16 protein-coding genes are annotated in these 20,611 nt (G+C 33.4%); 8 read left to right on the top strand and 8 right to left on the bottom strand.

The genetic code is table 11. From position 1 onward, the window contains the following. The first annotated feature begins 295 nt into the window (after positions 1–295). Positions 296–742 (top strand): universal stress protein, encoded by a 447-nt coding sequence (locus tag UABHE_RS31365; protein WP_372367371.1) that lies wholly within the window; start codon positions 296–298, stop codon positions 740–742. A 1-nt stretch (position 743) separates the two neighbouring features. Further along, on the top strand, positions 744–1,184 hold the full coding sequence (locus UABHE_RS31360; RefSeq protein ID WP_372367370.1) for a universal stress protein: 441 nt from the start codon (positions 744–746) through the stop codon (positions 1,182–1,184). A 193-nt stretch (positions 1,185–1,377) separates the two neighbouring features. Here UABHE_RS31360 and UABHE_RS31355 read toward each other — a convergent pair whose 3' ends face one another. From UABHE_RS31355 to UABHE_RS31340, 4 genes are all read right to left on the bottom strand, one after another. Beyond that, on the bottom strand, positions 1,378–3,168 hold the full coding sequence (locus UABHE_RS31355; RefSeq protein WP_372367369.1) for a protein kinase: 1,791 nt from the start codon (positions 3,166–3,168) through the stop codon (positions 1,378–1,380). 78 nt (positions 3,169–3,246) lie between these two features. Next, entirely contained in the window at positions 3,247–4,383 is a 1,137-nt protein-coding gene (locus tag UABHE_RS31350; RefSeq protein WP_372367367.1) for a DegT/DnrJ/EryC1/StrS family aminotransferase, read from the bottom strand. Further along, positions 4,384–5,619 (bottom strand): glycosyltransferase family 4 protein, encoded by a 1,236-nt coding sequence (locus UABHE_RS31345; RefSeq protein WP_372367366.1) that lies wholly within the window; start codon positions 5,617–5,619, stop codon positions 4,384–4,386. It lies immediately after the preceding gene. After that, positions 5,616–6,581 carry an NAD-dependent epimerase/dehydratase family protein gene (locus UABHE_RS31340; RefSeq protein ID WP_372367365.1) on the bottom strand — a complete coding sequence of 322 codons (966 nt, stop codon included), beginning with the start codon at positions 6,579–6,581 and terminating at the stop codon, positions 5,616–5,618. Before UABHE_RS31340 ends, UABHE_RS31345 begins: the two co-directional genes overlap by 4 nt. Before the next feature lie 243 nt (positions 6,582–6,824). Here UABHE_RS31340 and UABHE_RS31335 point away from each other — a divergent pair, with 243 nt between their 5' ends. The 3 genes from UABHE_RS31335 to UABHE_RS31325 all read left to right on the top strand — a co-directional run bounded on the left by UABHE_RS31335 (position 6,825) and on the right by UABHE_RS31325 (position 10,985). After that, positions 6,825–8,528 (top strand): hypothetical protein, encoded by a 1,704-nt coding sequence (locus UABHE_RS31335; RefSeq protein WP_372367364.1) that lies wholly within the window; start codon positions 6,825–6,827, stop codon positions 8,526–8,528. Between the two features lie 394 nt (positions 8,529–8,922). Continuing rightward, a complete protein-coding gene (locus tag UABHE_RS31330) occupies positions 8,923–10,113 on the top strand; it encodes a CIA30 family protein (protein WP_372367363.1) in 1,191 nt (396 codons plus the stop codon). A 224-nt stretch (positions 10,114–10,337) separates the two neighbouring features. Then, on the top strand, positions 10,338–10,985 hold the full coding sequence (locus UABHE_RS31325) for a PEP-CTERM sorting domain-containing protein (protein WP_372367362.1): 648 nt from the start codon (positions 10,338–10,340) through the stop codon (positions 10,983–10,985). 1 nt (position 10,986) lies between these two features. On the opposite strand, the gene wzy is transcribed toward UABHE_RS31325, so the two are convergent. After that, the gene (gene wzy / locus UABHE_RS31320) at positions 10,987–12,324 is read right to left on the bottom strand and encodes an O-antigen polysaccharide polymerase Wzy (RefSeq protein ID WP_372367360.1); all 1,338 of its coding nucleotides are present in this window, start codon (positions 12,322–12,324) and stop codon (positions 10,987–10,989) included. A gap of 216 nt (positions 12,325–12,540) precedes the next feature. On the opposite strand from wzy, the gene UABHE_RS31315 reads away from it, so the two are divergent. Together UABHE_RS31315 and UABHE_RS31310 are read left to right on the top strand one after the other, a co-directional pair. Continuing rightward, entirely contained in the window at positions 12,541–13,467 is a 927-nt protein-coding gene (locus tag UABHE_RS31315; RefSeq protein ID WP_372367359.1) for a sulfotransferase, read from the top strand. Between the two features lie 369 nt (positions 13,468–13,836). Next, a complete protein-coding gene (locus UABHE_RS31310) occupies positions 13,837–16,008 on the top strand; it encodes a VIT domain-containing protein (RefSeq protein WP_372367358.1) in 2,172 nt (723 codons plus the stop codon). 58 nt (positions 16,009–16,066) lie between these two features. On the opposite strand, the gene UABHE_RS31305 is transcribed toward UABHE_RS31310, so the two are convergent. The 3 genes from UABHE_RS31305 to UABHE_RS31295 all read right to left on the bottom strand — a co-directional run bounded on the left by UABHE_RS31305 (position 16,067) and on the right by UABHE_RS31295 (position 19,247). Further along, a complete protein-coding gene (locus UABHE_RS31305; RefSeq protein WP_372367357.1) occupies positions 16,067–16,927 on the bottom strand; it encodes a mechanosensitive ion channel family protein in 861 nt (286 codons plus the stop codon). A gap of 831 nt (positions 16,928–17,758) precedes the next feature. Next, positions 17,759–18,721 carry a M48 family metalloprotease gene (locus tag UABHE_RS31300; protein WP_372367355.1) on the bottom strand — a complete coding sequence of 321 codons (963 nt, stop codon included), beginning with the start codon at positions 18,719–18,721 and terminating at the stop codon, positions 17,759–17,761. Next, positions 18,702–19,247 carry an SH3 domain-containing protein gene (locus tag UABHE_RS31295; RefSeq protein WP_372367354.1) on the bottom strand — a complete coding sequence of 182 codons (546 nt, stop codon included), beginning with the start codon at positions 19,245–19,247 and terminating at the stop codon, positions 18,702–18,704. The genes UABHE_RS31300 and UABHE_RS31295 overlap by 20 nt, the downstream gene beginning before the upstream one ends. A 359-nt stretch (positions 19,248–19,606) precedes the next feature. Here UABHE_RS31295 and moaA point away from each other — a divergent pair, with 359 nt between their 5' ends. Beyond that, positions 19,607–20,599 (top strand): GTP 3',8-cyclase MoaA, encoded by a 993-nt coding sequence (moaA, locus tag UABHE_RS31290; protein ID WP_372367353.1) that lies wholly within the window; start codon positions 19,607–19,609, stop codon positions 20,597–20,599. Positions 20,600–20,611 lie beyond the last annotated feature (12 nt).

The following is a 20,611-nucleotide window of genomic DNA, read 5'->3' as shown; positions in this document are numbered from 1 at the left end:
CTATTGTAACCTTGTAAACATAAGGTTCTAACATATTTTACTATATATGTAGTCTATTTTCTAATAACTAAAAGTGAATAAACAAAAAATTTTACTTTGCCTTAACATTGTTAAGTTACAATGCTAAATTTTGGTTGCGGATTTTTGATTTTATATCGCTTCTAAAAGAATCAAATATCGATGTATCCTAGTTAATATAAGTAAGTGTGCAACGTTCTGTGTAAAGAATGTTTCTATTGGCATCTTTGTTGCTTAAGTTAAGTGAAAATCGCAAACATATAGAAAGGTAAAACAAATGTCAATTATTCATAAAATATTAGTTGCAACAGATTTTTCAGAAACTTCACAGAAGGCCATTGATTATGCTACATCTATAGCAAAAAATCTCAACGCACAATTAGATGTTGTTACCGTAGTTGATCCTAGTGCCTTAGATTTTGGTGTTTTACATTTTACAATAGGCGGTATTTCTAAGTGGGTTGAAGAAATTAAAGATTTTAGAGAAATAGCAGAAAAAAAGATGCACTATTTAGAAACAAGTGTTACAGGAGAGAAATTTATCTTAGATGGAAATCCTGGTAAAAAAATTGTTAAATACCTTGAGGAAAATGATGACTATGATCTTGTGATTCTTGGTAGCCACGGTTATGGAAATCTTGATCGTTTTGTTTTAGGAAGCGTTTCTGAATATGTAACGCGCAAAGCGCCATGTTCAACAATGATTGTAAAAGGAGATATCTAGGATGTATAATAAGATATTGATTCCTGTTGATCGCTCTGAAGATGCGAAGAAAGCTGTAGATCACGGTGTTACTTTGGCAGATTCTTTTGGATCGAAAGTTATAATCTTACATTGCTATGATTATCCTGAAATACTACAAGATGAATTTTTAGTTTACGGAATTCCCGATTCTTACATTCAAGGTATCAAAAAAAACATTGAAAACCGTAGTCAGGAATTTTTGAAAGATGTGGAAAACAAGTTCATTGAGAAAAATATAAATGTGACAATTGAATTTCGAGAAGGACACCCAGGAACTAATATAGTTAATTTCGCAGAAGAAAATGAAGTGGGTTTAATTGTTATGGGTAGCCGTCACATGGGAACATTAAAACGAATTATTTTTACAAGTACTAGCAATTATGTTCTTCACCATACAAATACACCTGTTTTTGTTATATAAAAAATTATTGATAGGGCTTGTTATTAGGGCCTGTCATCATTCAAAGTATTGTCTGTTTTTTCGAGCCCGAGCCCGCTTGCGAGCTCGATCTCGTCTAGCAATTTAAGTCTTACGTTTTTACTTGAACTTTGACCAAACGAGTAAGCATTGCTACAACTCGCAAAAGAAGTTCTCGTCCGTTGGCCAGAAGATTTTATTTTACATATTTTTGCGCTTTTTGCATAAGAGTGTGTATTTCTTTTTCAGGTAGTCCTAGTTTTATGGCTGTTTTCCAATGATCGATAGCAAGGTGGTATTTGCGCTGCTGATAATAGATAAGTCCCATGTTTTGATACGATTGAAAGTATTGAGAATCTAATTTTATTGCGGTTTTGTAGTTTTTTTCTGCAGCAACAAACTCATTTTGCATATGATGAACTATACCTTTATAGTAATAAATTTCTGCATCTTTAGGGTTGATTTTAAGTGCTGCATCATAGTCTTTTTGAGCTAGGTCCATTTTTTTTATTCGCTTGTAAAGATTGCCGCGGCTACGGTAAGCATTTACGTACAAAGGATCTGCTTTTATTGCGAGAGAATAATCTCTTTCTGCTTGGTCATAATTTTCTTGATCGCGGTGCAAATGCGCTCTTGCACGATATGCCTGAGCATATGTAGGATTTAATTCTATTGCTCTATCATAATCTTGCTTTGCAAGAGTATATTTTTTAAAGTTTCTGTACCAATTTCCTCGTGCTTTGTAAACATTTGGATATTTAGTGTTAATAGCAATAGATTTGTCGTAATCGCGTTTTGCAAGAGCATATTTTTTTTTAACGTAATAAAGGTGTCCGCGACTAGCGTAGGCTTTGAAATGTTTTGGGTTTTCCGCAATGGTTTTGTTGTAAGTATTTAAAGCAAGTTTCTGTTTTCCTTGGTATTCATATAGCATTGCTTCGGCGTATAATGAGCCCATTTCTTGAGATATTTCAGTTTTCTTTTTTGGAAAAAAATATAGTTTGTACATGATTGCTATTAGTAAGGTACAACAAATAATTATTGCTGTAGATGTTATTGCTTGTGTTATTTTTATTTGCCGACGTTTCTTTTTTCTCAGTTTTGATAATGAAGTTTCTTTCATTGGTTTGAAATATTGTGTTTCTTGTCCATTTGTCTTTATATCTAGTAAATCGTACAGCATTTTTTCAACAGAGTGAGTTCTCTGTTGGGGGTTTTTGCGTATTGCGTTTTGCACGACTTTAGATAAGTTGTTTAGATTTAAATTTGGTTCTTTGATAATTTCGGCTAGTGGTGGGAGTTGCATCTTGCAAATTTTATATATAGTAGAAATTTTGTTACCTGCATCAAATGGAGATTTAGGCATCCATGTGAAAAACTGATATAAAAGTACACCGAGAGAAAATACATCAGAATTTAATAAATCTTTTTTTCCGTGTACTTGTTCAGGACTTATATATTCAGGTGTTCCGACTATGTTTCCTGCTTGAGTTAACGTTGCTAGTTCGTTATTAATAGACTTAGCAATACCTAAATCTAAGAGTATCGGTTTAAATTCTGTTCCTTGCAAAATAATGTTAGCTGGTTTTATGTCGCGGTGTATTACACCGTTATTGTTTAAAGTGGCAACAGCTCCGCAAATATATTTGGCTATTTCAAGTTGATGATCGAATGATATAGAGTACTTTTTTTGATTTATAAAGGTTTTTAAGTCAATTCCTTCAATGTACTCCATTACAATGAAATATCTGTCCTTTATCACAAAAAAATCATGACCCTTTATGACGCTTGGGTGGTTAATTTTTTTCATGAAATAGTATTCGCGTTTAATGCGTTCGATATTTCTTTTTGTACCTTCACTACCTAAAATACATTCTTTGATGGCAACATCGATACTCGTTTGTGTATCTGTTGCTAGATATACTTTTCCCATACCTCCTTGGCCAATTATTTTTTTTATAATGTATCTGTTGTTAAATAGTGACATGTTTTCCATTCTTTTTTACATGTAAATATTGTTCGCGTTTTAATGTTGCTTATGATCAATTACAATTGTTTTATCTGCTTAGTTGTTTAGTAAACATGGTTTTTTCGCTATTGTAATTATTTCTTTAATAATTTGTTGTTGATCATCTTCTTTTAGGTATGGGTGCATTGGTAGACTAATAATTTTTTGTGATAGTTCTTCTGAGACAGGAAAGTCACCTTGCTTGTAACCAAGATATTTAAAGACATCTTGTAAATGTAAAGGCTTTATATAGAAGATGCAAGTAGGGATTTTTTTTTCTTTTAGGTGTTGTTGAATTGTATCACGGTTTTCGCTAAGTATAGAGTATTGAGCCCAAGTGCTAGTACAATTTTCAGGAACAAAAGGAGTTGTAACATAGTCACCTAAGTTGCTACTATAGATTTGGGCCACTTTTTGCCTTTGCTCTATTTCTTGAGGAAAAATCTGAAGTTTCTTTAATAAAATCGCTGCTTGGATAGTATCCATACGCGCATTTAAGCCTAAATGCACATTATCGTATTTATTTTTACCTTGTCCGTGAACTCGTAAAGAAACCATTTTATCGTACGTTGCTTTGTCATTTGTGAAAACAGCTCCACTATCTCCATAACCCCCAAGAGGCTTTGCTGGATAAAAACTTGTCGCAGCTATATGACCAAAAGCACCAGCTTTTTTGTTTTCGTACGTAGCTCCTAAGGATTGAGCAGCATCTTCTATTAAAAATAAATTATGTTTTTGGGCAATAGAGTTTAGGCTGTTGTAGTCTGCACAAAGTCCAAATAAATCTACCGAAATAATTGCTTTTGGTTTTAGATTTTTTTGTAAAGAAACTATTTTTTCTTCTAGTTTTTGTGGATCGATATTAAAAGTACGTTTGTCAATATCTACAAAGACAGGCGTTGCGCCTAGGAGTGCAATAACTTCTGCAGTGGCAATAAAAGTAAATGGAGTTGTGAATACAGCATCTCCAGGACCTATATTGCGCGCCATTAAAGATAAAAGAAGTGCATCTGTACCGCTAGAACAAGTTAATACATGTTTTACACCAGTAAATTCTGCTAGTTTGTTTTCTAGGTCGCGAATTTCTGGTCCCATAATATATTGTCCGTGCTGTAAAACTTTCAGAATACTGTTGTTAACTTCGTCTTCTATGTTTAGGTATTGTTGCTTTAAATCAATAAACGGAATATTCATTTATTTTATCTTACCTCTGAGTAGTGTGTCCCATTGCTGGATGACACTTTTCTGCGAAAAATGTGTTTTATATACTTGTTGTGCTTTTTGTGCGTATTGTTTAATTTGTTCGGAATCTTCTTTTAACTGAATAAGCTTATCCGCAATTTTTTGGATATTGTTATCTGTTAAAACCCATCCTACATTGTGTTCTATAATCCATTTGCCTATGGCAGAATTTTCGGGACCATTAAAAATAATAGGTTTACCAACAGCAATAGATCCAAAAAACTTTGAAGGTACGACTATACCAGCCCATTCATCTTTTAGGCTTACAAGATGAATATCTGCACATCCTAGTCTTTTGGATAGCTCTGATTCTTTAGCAAATCCTGCAAAGCGTATGTTTGTATCTTGTTCGTTTATTTCTTTCACAAGTTCTTCGTAACGATTGCCACGACAAGCAAAACAAAATACTATATCATCAGAACAATCTCGTAAGTGTCTTGCAAGTGTAATTAGTCTCGTAAATTCGTGTGCTTTTCCCATATTTCCCGAATATAATATGGTTAATTTAGCATCAGATCCAAATAAATTAGTTCGTGTATCTTGGTCTGGCAATTCTATTGTTTCTGGTTCTACTAACGCCCAAGGAACAAGCGTACTATAAGTGATTTTATTGTTGTATTTTTTTAAAATCTCACGCATACAGGAACCGATGTCAACCATAATATCTACAAATTTATATGAAAAATACATGAAACATTTTGCTATTAGCGCTGCCAAATATGTGATTTTTCCTTTTTTGTCGGCAACTATTGCTTCTGGGTACAAATCAAAACACCAATGTACTAAAGTTTTTCCACGGCAAAATAATCTTAAAAATGGAAATATTAAAGCGGCAAATTGCGGATCGGTTCCAACAACAATAACATCACTGCGCTTCATTGTAAGAAGACGTATAGACCATGCTACCAAAACATAGATAGAGTTTAACACACGTAAGTAATTATTCGCTTGATTGAAAGGGGGTCGGTATACACGAATAATTTCTATTCCGTTATGTAGCTCTCTTTTAGGAGTGATTAGTTTATGAGAGTAACGGCAATAGCGATTTGTTGTAAGTACGCGAACCTTCCATCCTTTATAGTAAAGTCCTTCGGCAAGTTGAGTAAAATGTCGTGCACTAACTACATCGTCAGGATAAAAAAAATGATACATTAGAATGATAGAAGGGGTTTTGCTAGACGACGTCATATTCTCTTTTCTTTAACGAGTTGTTCTCTAATCCATTTATATGTTATTTCTAAGCCCGTTTCTAATTCAATTTCCGGCGACCAATTTAAAATAGCAGATAATTTTGTATTGTCACTGTTACGGCCTCTTACTCCTTGTGGCTTTGAAAGATCATATTTTTTGGTTATTGTTTTTTCCGCTATTTTTGCAACAATATCAACAAGTTGATTGATGGTAATCATTCGGTCTTGTCCCAGATTTAAAGGCAAGTGGTAATCTGAGTGTAATAATTTATATATTCCAATGATACAATCATCGATATAACAGTATGAGCGCGTTTGTTCGCCATCTCCCCATACTTCTATCTCATCTTTTGATTTTGCTAAAGCGATTTTACGACAAATAGCGGCTGGAGATTTTTCTCTACCACCATCATATGTCCCAAGTGGACCAAAAATATTATGAAAACGTACAACATAAGTTTGAAGGCCGTAATCTTCTCGATAGTGTCTACATGCGCGTTCAATATATAATTTTTCCCATCCATAGCCATCTTCAGGATCAGCAGGATAAGCGTCGTCTTCTTTTAAAGGAGCAATATCAGGTGTATTTTGTTTATAACCAGGATATATGCAAGCAGAAGAAGTATATAGAAATTTTTGTGCATTATTTTCTTTAGCAGCTTTTAGCATATGCATATCGATAAGTGTATTATCACATACTATATCCGCTTTGTTGTTTTCTATAAAGCCAATACCGCCCATGTTGGCAGCGAAGTGAAAAATTTGTTGAATGTTTTCTGTTGCTTTTAAACAATTCTTCCATTCTCGCAAGTCTAATATTTCAAATTCGTCTGCTTGAGTTGATTCAAATTCTGGTTGTTTTATATCAATTCCACGCACCCAGTATTTTTTTGCTTTGAGATACTTAACTAAGTGGTGACCAATAAAACCACCTGCACCTGTTACCAATACTCTTGTCATTCAATTTATCCTCTTTTTTCTACTTACTTATACTTGTTCTCACTATCTTTTAAGACCTTTATAGCATTATAAGAACAATTTTTTGTGGCGTCAATCGTTTCCTATAACTTGGAAGCGTTCTAAACGGTCTCTGATGAAATTTTATTGCAATTTTTAAATTATTTATTTATTATTTAATAAAGAGATATGTATTGTATACATTTACAATTACTTAAATTACGAGGTTAGAGGTATTTATTATTTATGAATAAATATTCCGTTTATTTTTCTCTTGTTGTCTGTTTTTTGTTAAGCCCTTTGTTTTCTGAGGGAAAGAATTTACAAGAGTTAGAAATTGCATTTGCGAAAGATAACTATGATATAGTTCATAGTGCTACTTTCCAAAACATGCGAGGTTTTATCGCGCACCACAAATACGCTGTTAATTATGAAAGTAAAGCCCCTAAGCGCACATTTTATGTTGAAGGTAACGCTTACCAAATGGGCTACTTGATGGGGATGATGGCAGAAAAAGATGTTGCGGTTATGACCAATGAGTTTATTGATAATGTTCTTTTGAGTTTTATAAAAGTAGATGTTGATCCGAAAAAAATACCTGTTATATGGGGTGTTTTGATGGATATTCTCAAAAATGAAACCAAACGCGTTTTGCGCGATATGTCAAAAGAATATATTAACGAAATGAAGGGAATTGAAGCTGGATGCAAAGCTGCTAATCCCGAAACAAAAGTTACTTTTAATCGTCTTTTAATGCTGAATTCTGGTTTTGATACTTTGTTATCTAACTTTTATGCATTGAATCAACTGTGGGATAAATACCCTAAGTTGTCGGTAAAAGATCTTGATATTCCAATTATGTGTAACGCTTTTTCTGTGTTTGGTAAAGCAACAAAAGATGGTAAACATTATTTTGGGCGCGATTTTATGTTTCCGCCTGGAGACGCTTTTGAGTATACGGCTTCAATGGTCATTTATCGTCCTAGTGACAAACGCTTACCTATTGTTAGTGTTACAGCCCCTGGTTTTGTAGGCTCTATTGCAGCAATGAATTCCAATGGAGTAGCTATGGGAGTTGACATGGTTCCTTCGGGAGGATGTGATAACAATCGACCAGGAATTAATTCTCTTATGATGGTTCGCAGCGTTATGCATAGCGGATCAGATGTGAATAAAGCAGTAAAGCAAGTTGTAAAAACCCAAAGGGGTGTTTCTTGGCTTTATATGATTGCTGACGGTCAAAACGATCGATCTGTAGTTCTTGAAACAGGAAAATCGACAAGAAAGCTTGATGCTATCGCATTTCCACCTGATGAATTAAAATGGTTAGCGCTTTTGCCTGATGCTGATTTTTTAAAGCGTTTTGAAAATCAAAAACACCAAAAAGGTCTTATGGTTCGTTGGAATGATTACAAATATCCTCAAAAATTCCAAGAATTTAATAACGATTTATTTTGGTACCATGGTAAAAAAATAAATTCAAAAGCATGGGGAGAAAGAGGTTTTATTAACAGAAAACATAGTGGAACCAATTGTCCTGAAGCATTTTATTTCTCTCCACAACGCGAAGAAAAAGATGATGTTTTAATTATGACAAATCATTATGTAACACCAAGTATGCGCTTGTGTGCCATGAACCCAATGACCATTGAAATCGCACGTAACAAAGCAAATGAAGTACAGTGGCGTTATGATGAACTCAATGAACAAATATTAAAAAATTATGGTAACATTGATGCAGAAAAAGCTTTAGAATTAATTGATTTTTTATCTCCTGAACGCAAACATCCAGAGTTTTACAAAAACAACCAAAAAAGTTCCGATGGTAAGACGCAACGTATTCGTGGTAGTGTCTCATTATTTGATTTAAAAGATAAAACTGTAAAAACTAAGTTTGGCTTTTATGCTGATGATTGGATTACAGTGACACTTCCCAATTATGTAGATTAGTTGTAATATTAATAGAAGGAGTGTTCTACAGCTCTTTCTATTAATAAATAAGATTCGACACCATCAGAAAATCAAATCATATCCCTTTCTCTACCTCATTTAACTTATCGTTTTCTACTGTTTATACATCGCGTTGGAGCACTAATTGGTAAACAGTAACGAGTACGGTAGCTTGCGATTTTATCTTGCTAATTTGCAAAACGATGTGCCTGTGGGTAACTTCTTTTGGTATACACAAACTAACGTATTCCTATAGTTTGAGTTAGACAAAAATTAACAATCTTAAAATGTAAATTCAAGGTTATACAATTGCAGGACTTAACGAGATGGAATATAACGGCTCTACTTTGATAAAGGGAATTACCACTTCTTTTAAGAAAATAGCTGAAATAAAATGATAAATATTAAATATTGTATTGTGGTTGTATATTTTTTGATATGTCTCCCTACTTGGGCTTATAGTGATGAAACCACTGTTTTTTCTTTTCGAAATAATCAAGAAAAATGGCTAACTATTACTGATTCGTTTATAGGTGGAGCATCAACGGCAAAATCGAGCGTTAGAGATAATCATTTAGTTTTTTTGGGTAATATTTCTCATCCACAAGGCTTTGCTTCTATCCGCTCTCCACAAATTCAAATAAACCCTCAGCAGTACCAAGGAATTCGTATGCGTTTTTACGGTGACGGAGATTATTTTGTGAACTTGTATACGAGCACTACTTTACCTGCTATTACCTATGGTTGCAAAATAAAAGCTATTTCTCGGTGGCAAGAAGTTTTTATTCCTTTTCAAAAATTTCAGTATATGCCGCTGCCGTTTAATAAATTGAAAGTACCTTTGCAGGTAGCAAATATTCAGCGTTTAGGATTTATGAAAATGTCTGGAATGATGCAAGATTTTCGGTTGCGTGTAGCGTGGATTAAATTTGTAGAAATATCGCCCAGGCAGTTACAGGCAGTGGAACCACAAGCTGCGCAATCACAAGGAACTGCTTTGAAATGGCTAGAGAATAACACCAAAGATTTTGCGCGAATCATTGTAAATAGCCATTTTCGAAAATTTGTAGTAAACGATAAACCTTGCACGTTATTTGTTTTAAGTGATGCAGCTTTTTCTAAAGTCGATATTGGTTATAAAAAAACGATTGCTAATAATCTTTATGCTCGAAATTTCTTTCTGGCAGTTCACATTATACTAAAAAAAATACGCAATCCTAATATTTCGAATTCACCTTTTCGCAGTATAGAAAAGACAATTGTTTTTCAAAATAAAATCATTCATGTTGTTGATATAGCATCCGCTACTTTTTTGGACGACTACTTGGATAGATTTTCAGTAAAAGATTTTGTTAACTACATACGGTCTTTAGGTGTTGCACTTTATAACGGTGGAGATAAAAATTTGTGTCGCGATGTTTATTATGTTAGTTTACAACTTTTATATCGTAAGCATCGTAAGCGGTTTCCTTTGGAATTGCAAAAACGCATACAAGAAGCAATACGTGGAAAAGTTGACCCTCCTATAGATAAAGCTTGGCTATTTCGCCGTTTAATCGACGAAGTTTTTAAAAGTGTAGAGTAAGGTTTAATCAGAAATTTTTCAAAAATTAAAGCAATATTGAACTATTGTTTCTCTATGAGAAAACGGCATAAATTTTTTTAGCGCGGTATATCTAGTATCCTTAAACGTTTTGCCCTACCGACTTTATTGGTGATTTATCTCGTCAATAAAGTTATTGTTTTATTACAGTTCTTTATGATATACTAGCACTTAGGGATATTTTTGTGTTTTTGCAAGGAAATATTATGCGTAGTATATATTTAATTATCTTTTTGTTCGTTATGTCAGTGATTTCAACAGCAGAAGTACTTACTGTAACTGGTGATACTATTAGTACAGGAACTTTTAGCGTTAATGGAGGTCCAGCAGCTGATTTTTCAGGAACTCCGTTTATATTGAAAGTTGAAATTGATGCAGATTTGACAACATTCAATAACAATTCATTTGATGCTAGCGGAGAAGTTGTTGTTCTTGGTTTTAGCCTAATTTTTCCAGGTTTACAAGATGTGTTTACTGCAAATGTCGGAACATTTAACCAAGGTCTCCGTGATGTAGATGTTAATGATGGAATCAATTTACTAAGTGACGATAACCGCATTCGTATTTTACCACGAGATGTAAATGAATTGGGACCAGCGTTAGATGGAGAAAATCTTGCTCAGTATTTTAGTCGAACAGGTGGTGAGTTTGTATCTGAAAATCAAATAATCATTGTTCGGACTGCTGTATCAGGTTTGACGTTTACAAACTCCGATGGTGATATTGTTACTCTTGATGCAAATTTTAATAGTACCGCTGGAAGTAATATAAATATTACGGTACCAGAGCCTACAACATATTTGCTCTTGTTATTTTTGGGTTTTTGTTTTTATACAAAGAGAAAGAAGGAGTAGCCTACTTCTGTTTCCATATTAACTTCGCGAAGAATTTAATTACTAGTAGGAGTAGGAAAGTCCAAATAATAGGACGTACAGAAACAACTGCGTGATTTCTAATCCAAATTAAAACAATATAAAAACTGAAACTCTTCCACGCAAAATCATACGTGTTTTTTTTGCCCTGTTCCAATTTTATAAACCAACTACTCATCCAAATTCCAAATAATAAAAAAACAACACACACCCCTATTATTCCAAATTGAGAGTATGCCTCTGCTATTTTCAAAAACCCCAGTCCTGATCTCTCTGGATTCATATAGTTTTTAATCCACAAAGAGAGAGTTACTTCGTCCGAAGCTTTCCAGCTACCTAAGTTAGGTATTATTTTCTGTACGGCTGATAAGTATGCTTCTCCATACATGTAATTCTCCGTTTCAGGAATAATCATCATTGTACCTAGTAATACTTGTAAACTGCTTCCTGTTTCTTGTAAAGCTTTTTCAAACGGATTGTCAATTTGGAAGTCATTTAGATTTCTAAGTTCAAAAAGAATGGGGATAATAAAAATAATGGATAAAGCTAAAAGTATTATCCTGAAATTACTAAATACTTTTCCTGATAGTCTAACGCTTACTAAAAAGGCAAGTAAAAAACTAAAGCATCCTCCGCGATCTCCCGTTAGTAAAAACATTGTACATGTAATTGCGCCTGTTACATATGCGGTTTTTCTTTGTTGAGAAGACTCGCAAGTACACGCAAGTATAATACAAGTAAGAGGTAGTAACCAGTGAAGGATTGTTATTGGAATTCGCACATCATTTTGTTGTCTAAAAAAAACAAAGTTTTGATATCCTGATTTTAACATAATGGTTAAAAAAGAAGGATAAACAAAGATGAGTAGGAAACAAGACGTTATAAATAAAGTAAGTGCGACAACTCGTAAAAAAGAATAATCAAAATCGTTATCTGAGAATTTCGATGAAACTATTGGAAAATGAAGCCCTAATTGAAAACATACTATGGATAAAAAAACCAATTCGTTAGCCTTGATAAGAAAAAATTCATCGAACCATTTGAATTTATCAAAGGCTGTGTCCATACCAAGTGCGTATAATAAAAGAGTACCGCTTGTAAATATAAAAGTAACAGCCAGATATACTTGGGGAAATGATAGTAGGTGCATTTTGAGAATAAAGTGATTGTATGAAATAGCTAAGATAAAAATAATTACAACAAGCCACGAAGTAATAAATAACGAAAAAATAGGAGACATAAAATTTATTAACAATAGTGTAAATAATAATACAAAAATGTGGATTAATGTTCCTGGTAGATTAGAGTTTTTTCTATTCATTTTAATAAATTTCTAAAAAAGTAAGATTTGCAATTTTTATTTAAAGTCTGTTGCGGAGTGGTATTAATTCTAAAAGTGTTTATTGCATACAATCTGATGGTAAAATAAGAGTGAAAACTTGAAAACTGTGTTTACATTTTGGCTATTGTAGTAGCGTAGACTTTTTGAATATTTATGTTACCTGAGTTTATAAACTTGTTTTTGTGTGAGGAAAAAATGTCTATTGTTTTTTTAACGTATCTTAGTCGTTCAGGATCTACTTTTTTAGCCAGTAATTTGTATAAATACAAAGATATCTTTGTTAGTCTTGAAGCACCTATACCAGACAATGTTCACTATGGTAGTTTTAAAATAAATAACAGTGCTGAATTAGAGTCTTTTATTGAAAATTTGTATACAAAGCAAAAATTTCTAGCGTGGGGTGTGCAAAAAGATTTTTTATACACTGAATTAGCATGCAAGTCTTTTCCTATAAATTTTAATACAATTCTATCGACTATTTTAACTATGCGTGCATCACAAGAAACTAAAGTTCATATATACAAATGCGGGCACTATATTTTCCATGTTGGTAAAATTCGAGCTTTATTTCCCGATGCTAAAATAATTTTTCTTGTACGTGATATTCGGGCTATCTATAACTCTCAAAAAACAGCGAAAAATAGCCAAACAGGTAAGGTAATGGCTAAAAACCCTGTTGAAACAGCTATGTATTACCGCCAGGCAATTTCTATTGCGCAAAGTTATAATCACAATTCATGGTTTTATTTACTTCGTTATGAGGATATGCTAAAGGATCTTTTCCTTGAGTTGGAAAATTTATGTAAATTTTTAAATATTACTCATGAAAAAGTAGAGAACAAAAACTATTCGTTAAAAATTCCTAAAGAACAACAACATTTACATTCGGGAATTAATGCTTCTCCTAACCTTAACAAAATAGAAAGGTGGCGGCAACATCTTTCTAAATATGAAATCTATTCTTTACAAAGGATTGCAAAACAAGAAATGGAGAAATATAAATATGAAAAAGTACAAATAGAAAATATCGGTCTATTAGGGTATTTACTTTATTTATTTTGGTATAGTAAGTATTGGGTAAAAAAAACGCTGCGTTATTGGAAAAATAAGATTATACTTTGATGTCTATCTGATTTTTTTTCATATAATTGATGGCATTTTTAATATCTCTAAAAAATAATAATAGGTAGGCAAGTTTGCTTGGTGATAGTAATAAAAATACCGAATTGCTCCGAGCCAACATAATATATTTGCATAGGAACTATAAAAAATTTGGCAAATCCTCGTAAAAACATTCCTATAATGCTTAATGCAGCACCAATACCAATTTTTTGTATATCTTGTTTTTACATTTTATGAGAGCTACACTTAGTATAATTACAAGATTTAGAGTCTACGGTAGTATAAATATTTTACAAAAATAATAGTAGCTTGGGAACTTTTTCTTGTGATACTTCTCTAAGAAAATAAACTCTTACTAAAGGACGTATCATGAAAAAAAATTTAATTTGTTTTATAGTTGTCCTGTTGAGCGTAACGACTTACGCGCGAATTATTCCAAATATTCCTAATACAACAGTGCGCCCATCAGTAGCTTTACTTCCTATCAAAGCAAAGTCTCATACGGTAACAACAAAAATAAAGAACAACATTGCGGTCACTACTTTAGAAACTGAATACTACAATCCAAATAATCGTATCCTTGAAGGTACCTATTTGTTTGCTTTACCTAAAGGAGCTTCTGTTGGCAGTTTTTCATTATGGATAAATGGAAAAGAAATGCCTGCTGAATTGCTCAATGCGAAGAAAGCTGAAGATTTGTATGTTAGTATTGTTCGCAAAATGATTGATCCTGCTCTTTTAGAATTTGTGGGCCGTGAAACATTCAAGATGCGTATTTTTCCTTTTCCAGCACGAAGTAGTCGTAAAATCAAGTTGACTTACCAACAAATTCTAACTGCTGACAATAATCTTATTCGTTATGAGTACCCACTTACGGCTGTGGGAAATGGGCATAACGATAATATTACAAATTTCTCATGTAACATTGAGATAGAAGCAGAGCACGCTATTAAATCGGTGTTTTCACCAACACACGAGATAAAAGTAAAAAAAGAAGGAAAAACAGCGAGCGTTAGTTTTTCAGGAAATCACGTTGATACTGATCGCGATTTAGTTTTGTATATGTCAAACTCTGATAAGCGCGTTGACCTGAGTTTTATACCGTTTGCAAAGCAGGGTAAAAAAGGCCATTTCTTGATGATGTTATCGCCAAAGACTAAAATAGATGCTAGTGAGATTAATGCCAAGGATATAGTTTATATTCTCGATACTTCGGGATCGATGGTCGGTGATAAAATGGACCAAGCTAAAAAAGCATTACAGTACTGCTTGCATCAGTTGAGTGCTAAAGATAGTTTTAATATTATTTCATTTTCTACAGAAGCTAACACTTACAAAGATAAGTTACTGGAAGCTTCGAAAAGCAATGTAAAAGAAGCTCTTGATTATGTAGATGAAGAAATTTTTGCGCGCGGAGGAACTAACCTCGAAGAGGCACTTAGCTATGCAATTGATATGGCTCCTAAAAACAGTGTACGTCCATATATGATTATTTTACTCACAGATGGTAAACCTACTATTGGAGTTACAAATGCAGAGCAAATTATTAAGAAGGTACAAAAAGCAAGTTTAAAGAATTTACGCTTATTTTCCTTTGGAATTGGTGATCAACTCAACGCAAAACTCTTAGATCGCTTGGCGGAAGAAAACAATGGAACAAGGGAATATGTAAGTGCAAAAGAAGATATTGAAATTAAAATATCTAATTTCGTAGATAAAGTTTCTTCTCCAGTACTAAGTGATATTAAGATAAAGTTTCCTTCTTCAGACAATTTACGAATTAGCGAAATCTACCCTCGAAAGTTTCCCGATTTATTTAGAGGAGCTAGTATTACTCTTTTAGGGCGTTATGAAGGTAAGGGAGATCAAGTTATTAAGGTAAGCGGGATGATTGGCGGAGAAAGTAAGGAATTTGTTTATGAAGTGTCTTTTCCCGAAGAAAATATAGAAAATAGCCATGTACCGCGATTATGGGCTGTTCGGAAGGTTGGATTTTTACTAGACCAAATACGTTTAAATGGAGAAAATGCTGAATTAAAAAAAGAAGTTGTGCGCTTAGCTAAAAAGTTCGGTATTGTTACTCCTTATACCTCTTATCTTGTTGTTGAAGACGATATTCAAACTGTAAGGTTAACTCCAACTACTCCAAGAAGAGAACGAGGTAGCTTATTTGGGAGGCGTGATAATACTTCTGCTGAGAGAGCAATGAAATCAGAAAGTGGAAAAGATGCTATTCAGGCTTCACAGGATATTAAAGAAATGAAAAATGCTAAGGTTGCCTACAAGAAAAAATCAGAAAAAGGTAATGGTAAACAACAAATTCGTCGCGTAGATTTTAAAACATTCTATATGAAAAATGGTGTATGGTGTGATAGTGAATCGCTTAACATTGATAAAAAAGAAAAGAAGAAAATTATTTATCTAAGCAATGAATATTTTTCTCTTCTCAAGAAGTACCCAAAAATAGGAAAATTTCTATCTTTAGGTAAAGAAATTGATTTACTTTGGGCAGAAACTATTTTTTCAATTAGATTGAAATAGTGTTGTAAGTTAGATTTCTATATAGAGGGCATTTCTAACAAGAAATGCCCTCTCTTTTTTATGCTTTTTTCGATTCGGTTTTGTGTTCGTAAATATGAACATCGCGTTGTGGATAAGGTATACTAATACCTTCTTTATCTAATTCTTTTTTTATCGTTTCTTGTAGTTTGAAATATGTTGGCCAATAGTCCGCAGTTTTAACCCATGGGCGTACAACAAAATTAACGCTGCTATCGGCAAGCTCTACAACAGCTATAATTGTTTCTGGTTCTTTTAATACAGAACTATTTTGTTTGGTTATCTGAGTAAGAATTTTTTTGGCGTGATCAATGTCATCATCATATCCAATACCAACAACTAGGTCGATGCGTCTTTTTTCCTCTGTACTATAGTTCGTTATATTGCCATTTGTCATTTGTGAATTAGGTATAATAATTGTCTTATTATCTGTTGTTGTGAGTGTAGTTGTAAACAATTGAATAGATTTTACACTCCCTGACTCTCCTCCTCCTTCAATAAAATCACCTATTTTATATGGCTTGAATACTATTATAAGAAAGCCTGCGGCAAAATTAGAAAGAGCACCTTGGAAAGCAAGTCCTATCGCTAAACCTGCTGCACCGACTACGGCGACAAAAGAAGCTGTTGGTATTCCTAGTATATTTAAGGAAGCTATCACTACGAAAATCATTGATGTTATGTATACTAAACTAGAAACAAATGATTGAATACTGGCATCAGTATTCGCTTTTTTCATAACTCGCATTGATATTTTGCGTAGTATACCAGATACCATACGTCCAAGAACAAGAACAGTTAAAGATAATAATATATTTGGCCCATACTCCAGTGCAATTTTTTTTGCGTATGCTAATACTTGTTGCCAGTCTAGTTGCCATGTATTTTCAAGAAGATACATCTTTTTTTCCTTTATAAATATGGCGTATCAACATTTCTCTTCCTGTGTTTAAGAGTATCGTTTTGCTACTTCTTAAAATAACCGATGTTACACAAAAAGCTAAATGTCGACATACCTAATAAAAAATGCTAATAAAAATATTTAGAGTGAATAATATTTTTTACTAGCACTTGTTTGGATGTGTTGGCATCCAATTCATTCCTGCATTGTTTCCTAAGGTATAATCTACCGGTGGTTAACAAATAGATATACCATGTCCGAATGGATTCGGAAATTTGTTAAAGCGATTTTTTTCGCTTGTTAATTTTAAGACAAATCCCACTTAATTATGAGTCTTGTATAGCTACAGTACTTTATTGAGTTTGTTGTTTATGAAAATATATTTTGTGATGCTTCTAACTAAAAAAGTACTATACGAGATATAACTTTCGAAATATAAAATATGCGTAAAATTTTGGAATTGTGAATGGAATATGTCTTATCCCTGATGTTTTATCTAGCGAATATCATGCCATTAAATAGAATTCTCAAGAAAAGTTATTGTGAATAAAATGTTGTTTCTCCTGTAGCCATACTTAGTAGTATTGTTAGAGGTATAAGTAGAAAAAATTTGGAATAGCCGTCTTTTTTTTGCAACAAGTACATTGCTAGAAAGACGACTTGCCGTCTCTTCTTGACGGTTATATGTAAATGTACTACTTTTGATTGAGTGATTTGGAGTTGGGAAAGAAGTTGGGAATGTATATTTATATTTAAATTTATACTTTGTATATTTGGATGAGTTAAAGAAATATTTGATGAGTATCACCAAATATTTCTTTGTTTGTGAATCTACCAACCAGCATTGCCGCTTTGTATCCACTGTTTTACTTGTTGCATACGGCCTGTTGTTGTTACAAGCCCGCTCATGCCTTCTTCTGCAAATTCATTTTGCAGTTTTTGTTGAAAAGCTGCTCTACGATCAGAAGTAGTTGCGTGATCACCGCTAACGTCTGCATCTTTAGCTTGTAGAATATCTAGGACGCCAAGTATAGCTTTCGGATCATATCCAGTGTCATAAGCATAACGGACACCTTCCATATCGGCTTCTATTTCCAGTTCTTTAGAAAATGAGTGTGCAGCTATTTTTTTACCTAGGTCTTTGATGAAGTCAGTAAAAACTCCCATTTGGCTATCACTTCCAAACGAAGAAGCCTTTAATGCACCACCACCAGCATCAACTAAACTACCTAAGCTTTTAGATTTTTGCATTTCATTTAAGGTATGTTTTTTTGCAATGTGTGCGATTTCGTGACCTATGACTACTGCCAATTGTGCTTCATTTTGTAAAGATAAAACTAATCCCGATGTTAAAAATATATAACCTCCAGGAAGTGCGTACGCATTTTTCTCATCAGAAGTAACAACAGCAACATGATAAGGTATATTTGGTCGAGCGCTGTTTTGAGCGATTACATTCGCCATTGTATTGAGAAAAAGCATCAAGTCTTGGTTTTTAACAGGTTCTCCGAAACCCTGTGTAGCATAAAGTTGTACACCAACGGTTTCGCCAAGAACTCTTTCGTCTTCTAAAGGCATCGAGCTAATAGCTGCTTTCGCTGCTTCTGCAAGATTGCCTCCAATTTCTTTGCCTGCTTTTAGGTTGTTTACTGTTTCACCACCTACTTGGTCTTTTACTAGTTTGTTATCTAGTGCTGAATCCATCATTTTGGATGCGGCTTCGCATGCTACAGTAAATAGTATGGATAATGCACAAACAACAATAATAAATTTTTTATTCTTCTTCAAATTCACCTTCGTCTCCTGGATCAGCGTAACTTCCGACTTTGCCATCTTCTTGGAATTTTTCTAACATTTCAGATGTTATTTTTACTAATTGAATACCACGCGCAAGCTGAGGAGTAAAATCTGATTTATCTGTAGCAATAAATGATTGGTGGTAGTCCATAAACGATTGATGTTTTGGGGAAACACTTTGGCTAGAAGAAAATTTAAGGGCAACTTTACTTAAACCACGTACAGCGCTACCAGCAGCAACATCATCTGCATAATTTGCTGTCAAAAGGCTAGTGTCTTTTTTTGGAGCTTTTTTAGATACTTTACCTTTGTATACCCATAGTTTTTTTCCGTTGTATTTGATGCGAATCCATTTACGGACTTTTTTTATTTTTTTTACTTTTTCGCCACGTTTAGCCTTAGCTACCGTTTTTTTCTTGCGTGGATGTTTTCTCAATGGAGCAGTTTTTGATTTTATATAGAGCGTATCAGCAAAGCCTGCACCAAGGAAAACAAACAGAATGCAAAAAATCATTAATCTCATTGTGTTCCTTTCATAATATGCTTCTAAGAACCATTGGTTGTAATAAGGTTAATAGCTTATCACATTTTTTATTATTTTGCAGTAAATCTTCTGTTTTTTTTCAAAAAAGAACAATAATGTTTTTGTAATGTTCTTTTTTTGAAAAATACAAAGTGTTATTTAAGCCAGTTCATTGAGATGTACTGGTGTGTAGCGTTTGAATAAAACAATTGTGTGTTTAAATAAAATATTGTATAGTGCTATATTCTACGCCTTGTAATTTGCGGAAAAGAAAACTTCGCTAAAGGTCTTCTTCAATTACTTTTGTCAGACTGCGTTATACACCAAAAACATGCAAAATTTTTCTAGAAACTCAAATTATGCTAAAAGATCATTTAGAACGTCCACTAAGCTCATTAAGAATTTCTGTGATTGATGCTTGTAATTTTCGTTGCACTTATTGTATGCCTGTCGATAAGTATGGCGAAAATTATAAATTCTTACCAAAGAACAAGTTGTTGACTTTTTCTGAAATTATAAGATTAATAAAGGTTTTTGTGAAGTTGGGCGTTAAAAAAATCAAGATTACAGGTGGAGAACCTTTGTTGCGAGCAAATATTTGCGATTTTATATCTTCTTTATCCAAAATCCCCGGAATTGAGGATATTTCACTGACAACAAACGGATATCTTTTAGCTGACAAAGCGCAATTGTTAAAAGAGGCTGGCCTTCACCGAGTAACCATTAGTTTAGATAGTTTGCAACCGCATAATTTCCAAAAGATCATTGGTCGTAAATATAGCTTGGAAAAAGTACTTCAGGGAATTAGTGCTGCTGAACAAGCTCAACTTTTTCCTATCAAAATTAATGTTGTTCTTATAAAAAATTACAACGATAAAGAAATTTTAGATATAGTAAAGTATTTCAAAAAACAGCACTATGCAATACGCTTTATCGAGTATATGGATGTTGGAAATGTTAATGGATGGCAAATGCAACAAGTCGTTACTTCTAAAGAAATTTTACAAAAAATAGAAGAAGAATATCCACTTGTTGCCCACGGGCTTGAATACGGAGAGGTTGCCGATCGTTACTTTCATAAAGATGGTATTGGAGAAGTAAACTTTATTTCTTCAGTAACAAAGCCGTTTTGTAGTAGTTGCGTACGTGCACGTGTTTCCGCAGAAGGTAAGTTGTACACGTGTTTGTTTGCTACGGAAGGACATGATTTAAAATGTCTTCTAAATGAATCAGATGATGAAGTACACAAATATTTATCAAATATTTGGAAAAATCGTTCTGACCGGTATTCTGAAGAACGTTCTAGCACGACTAAAAAAAATAAAGTAGAAATGTATCACATTGGTGGATAAGTTTTAGATATT

Origin of the sequence: Candidatus Uabimicrobium helgolandensis (genome assembly GCF_041508025.1) — a bacterium.
In the GTDB taxonomy this organism is placed as follows: domain Bacteria; phylum Planctomycetota; class Uabimicrobiia; order Uabimicrobiales; family Uabimicrobiaceae; genus Uabimicrobium; species Uabimicrobium helgolandensis.
Note: the sequence above shows the minus strand (reverse complement) of the source record. Positions and strands in the feature narration are given on the sequence as shown.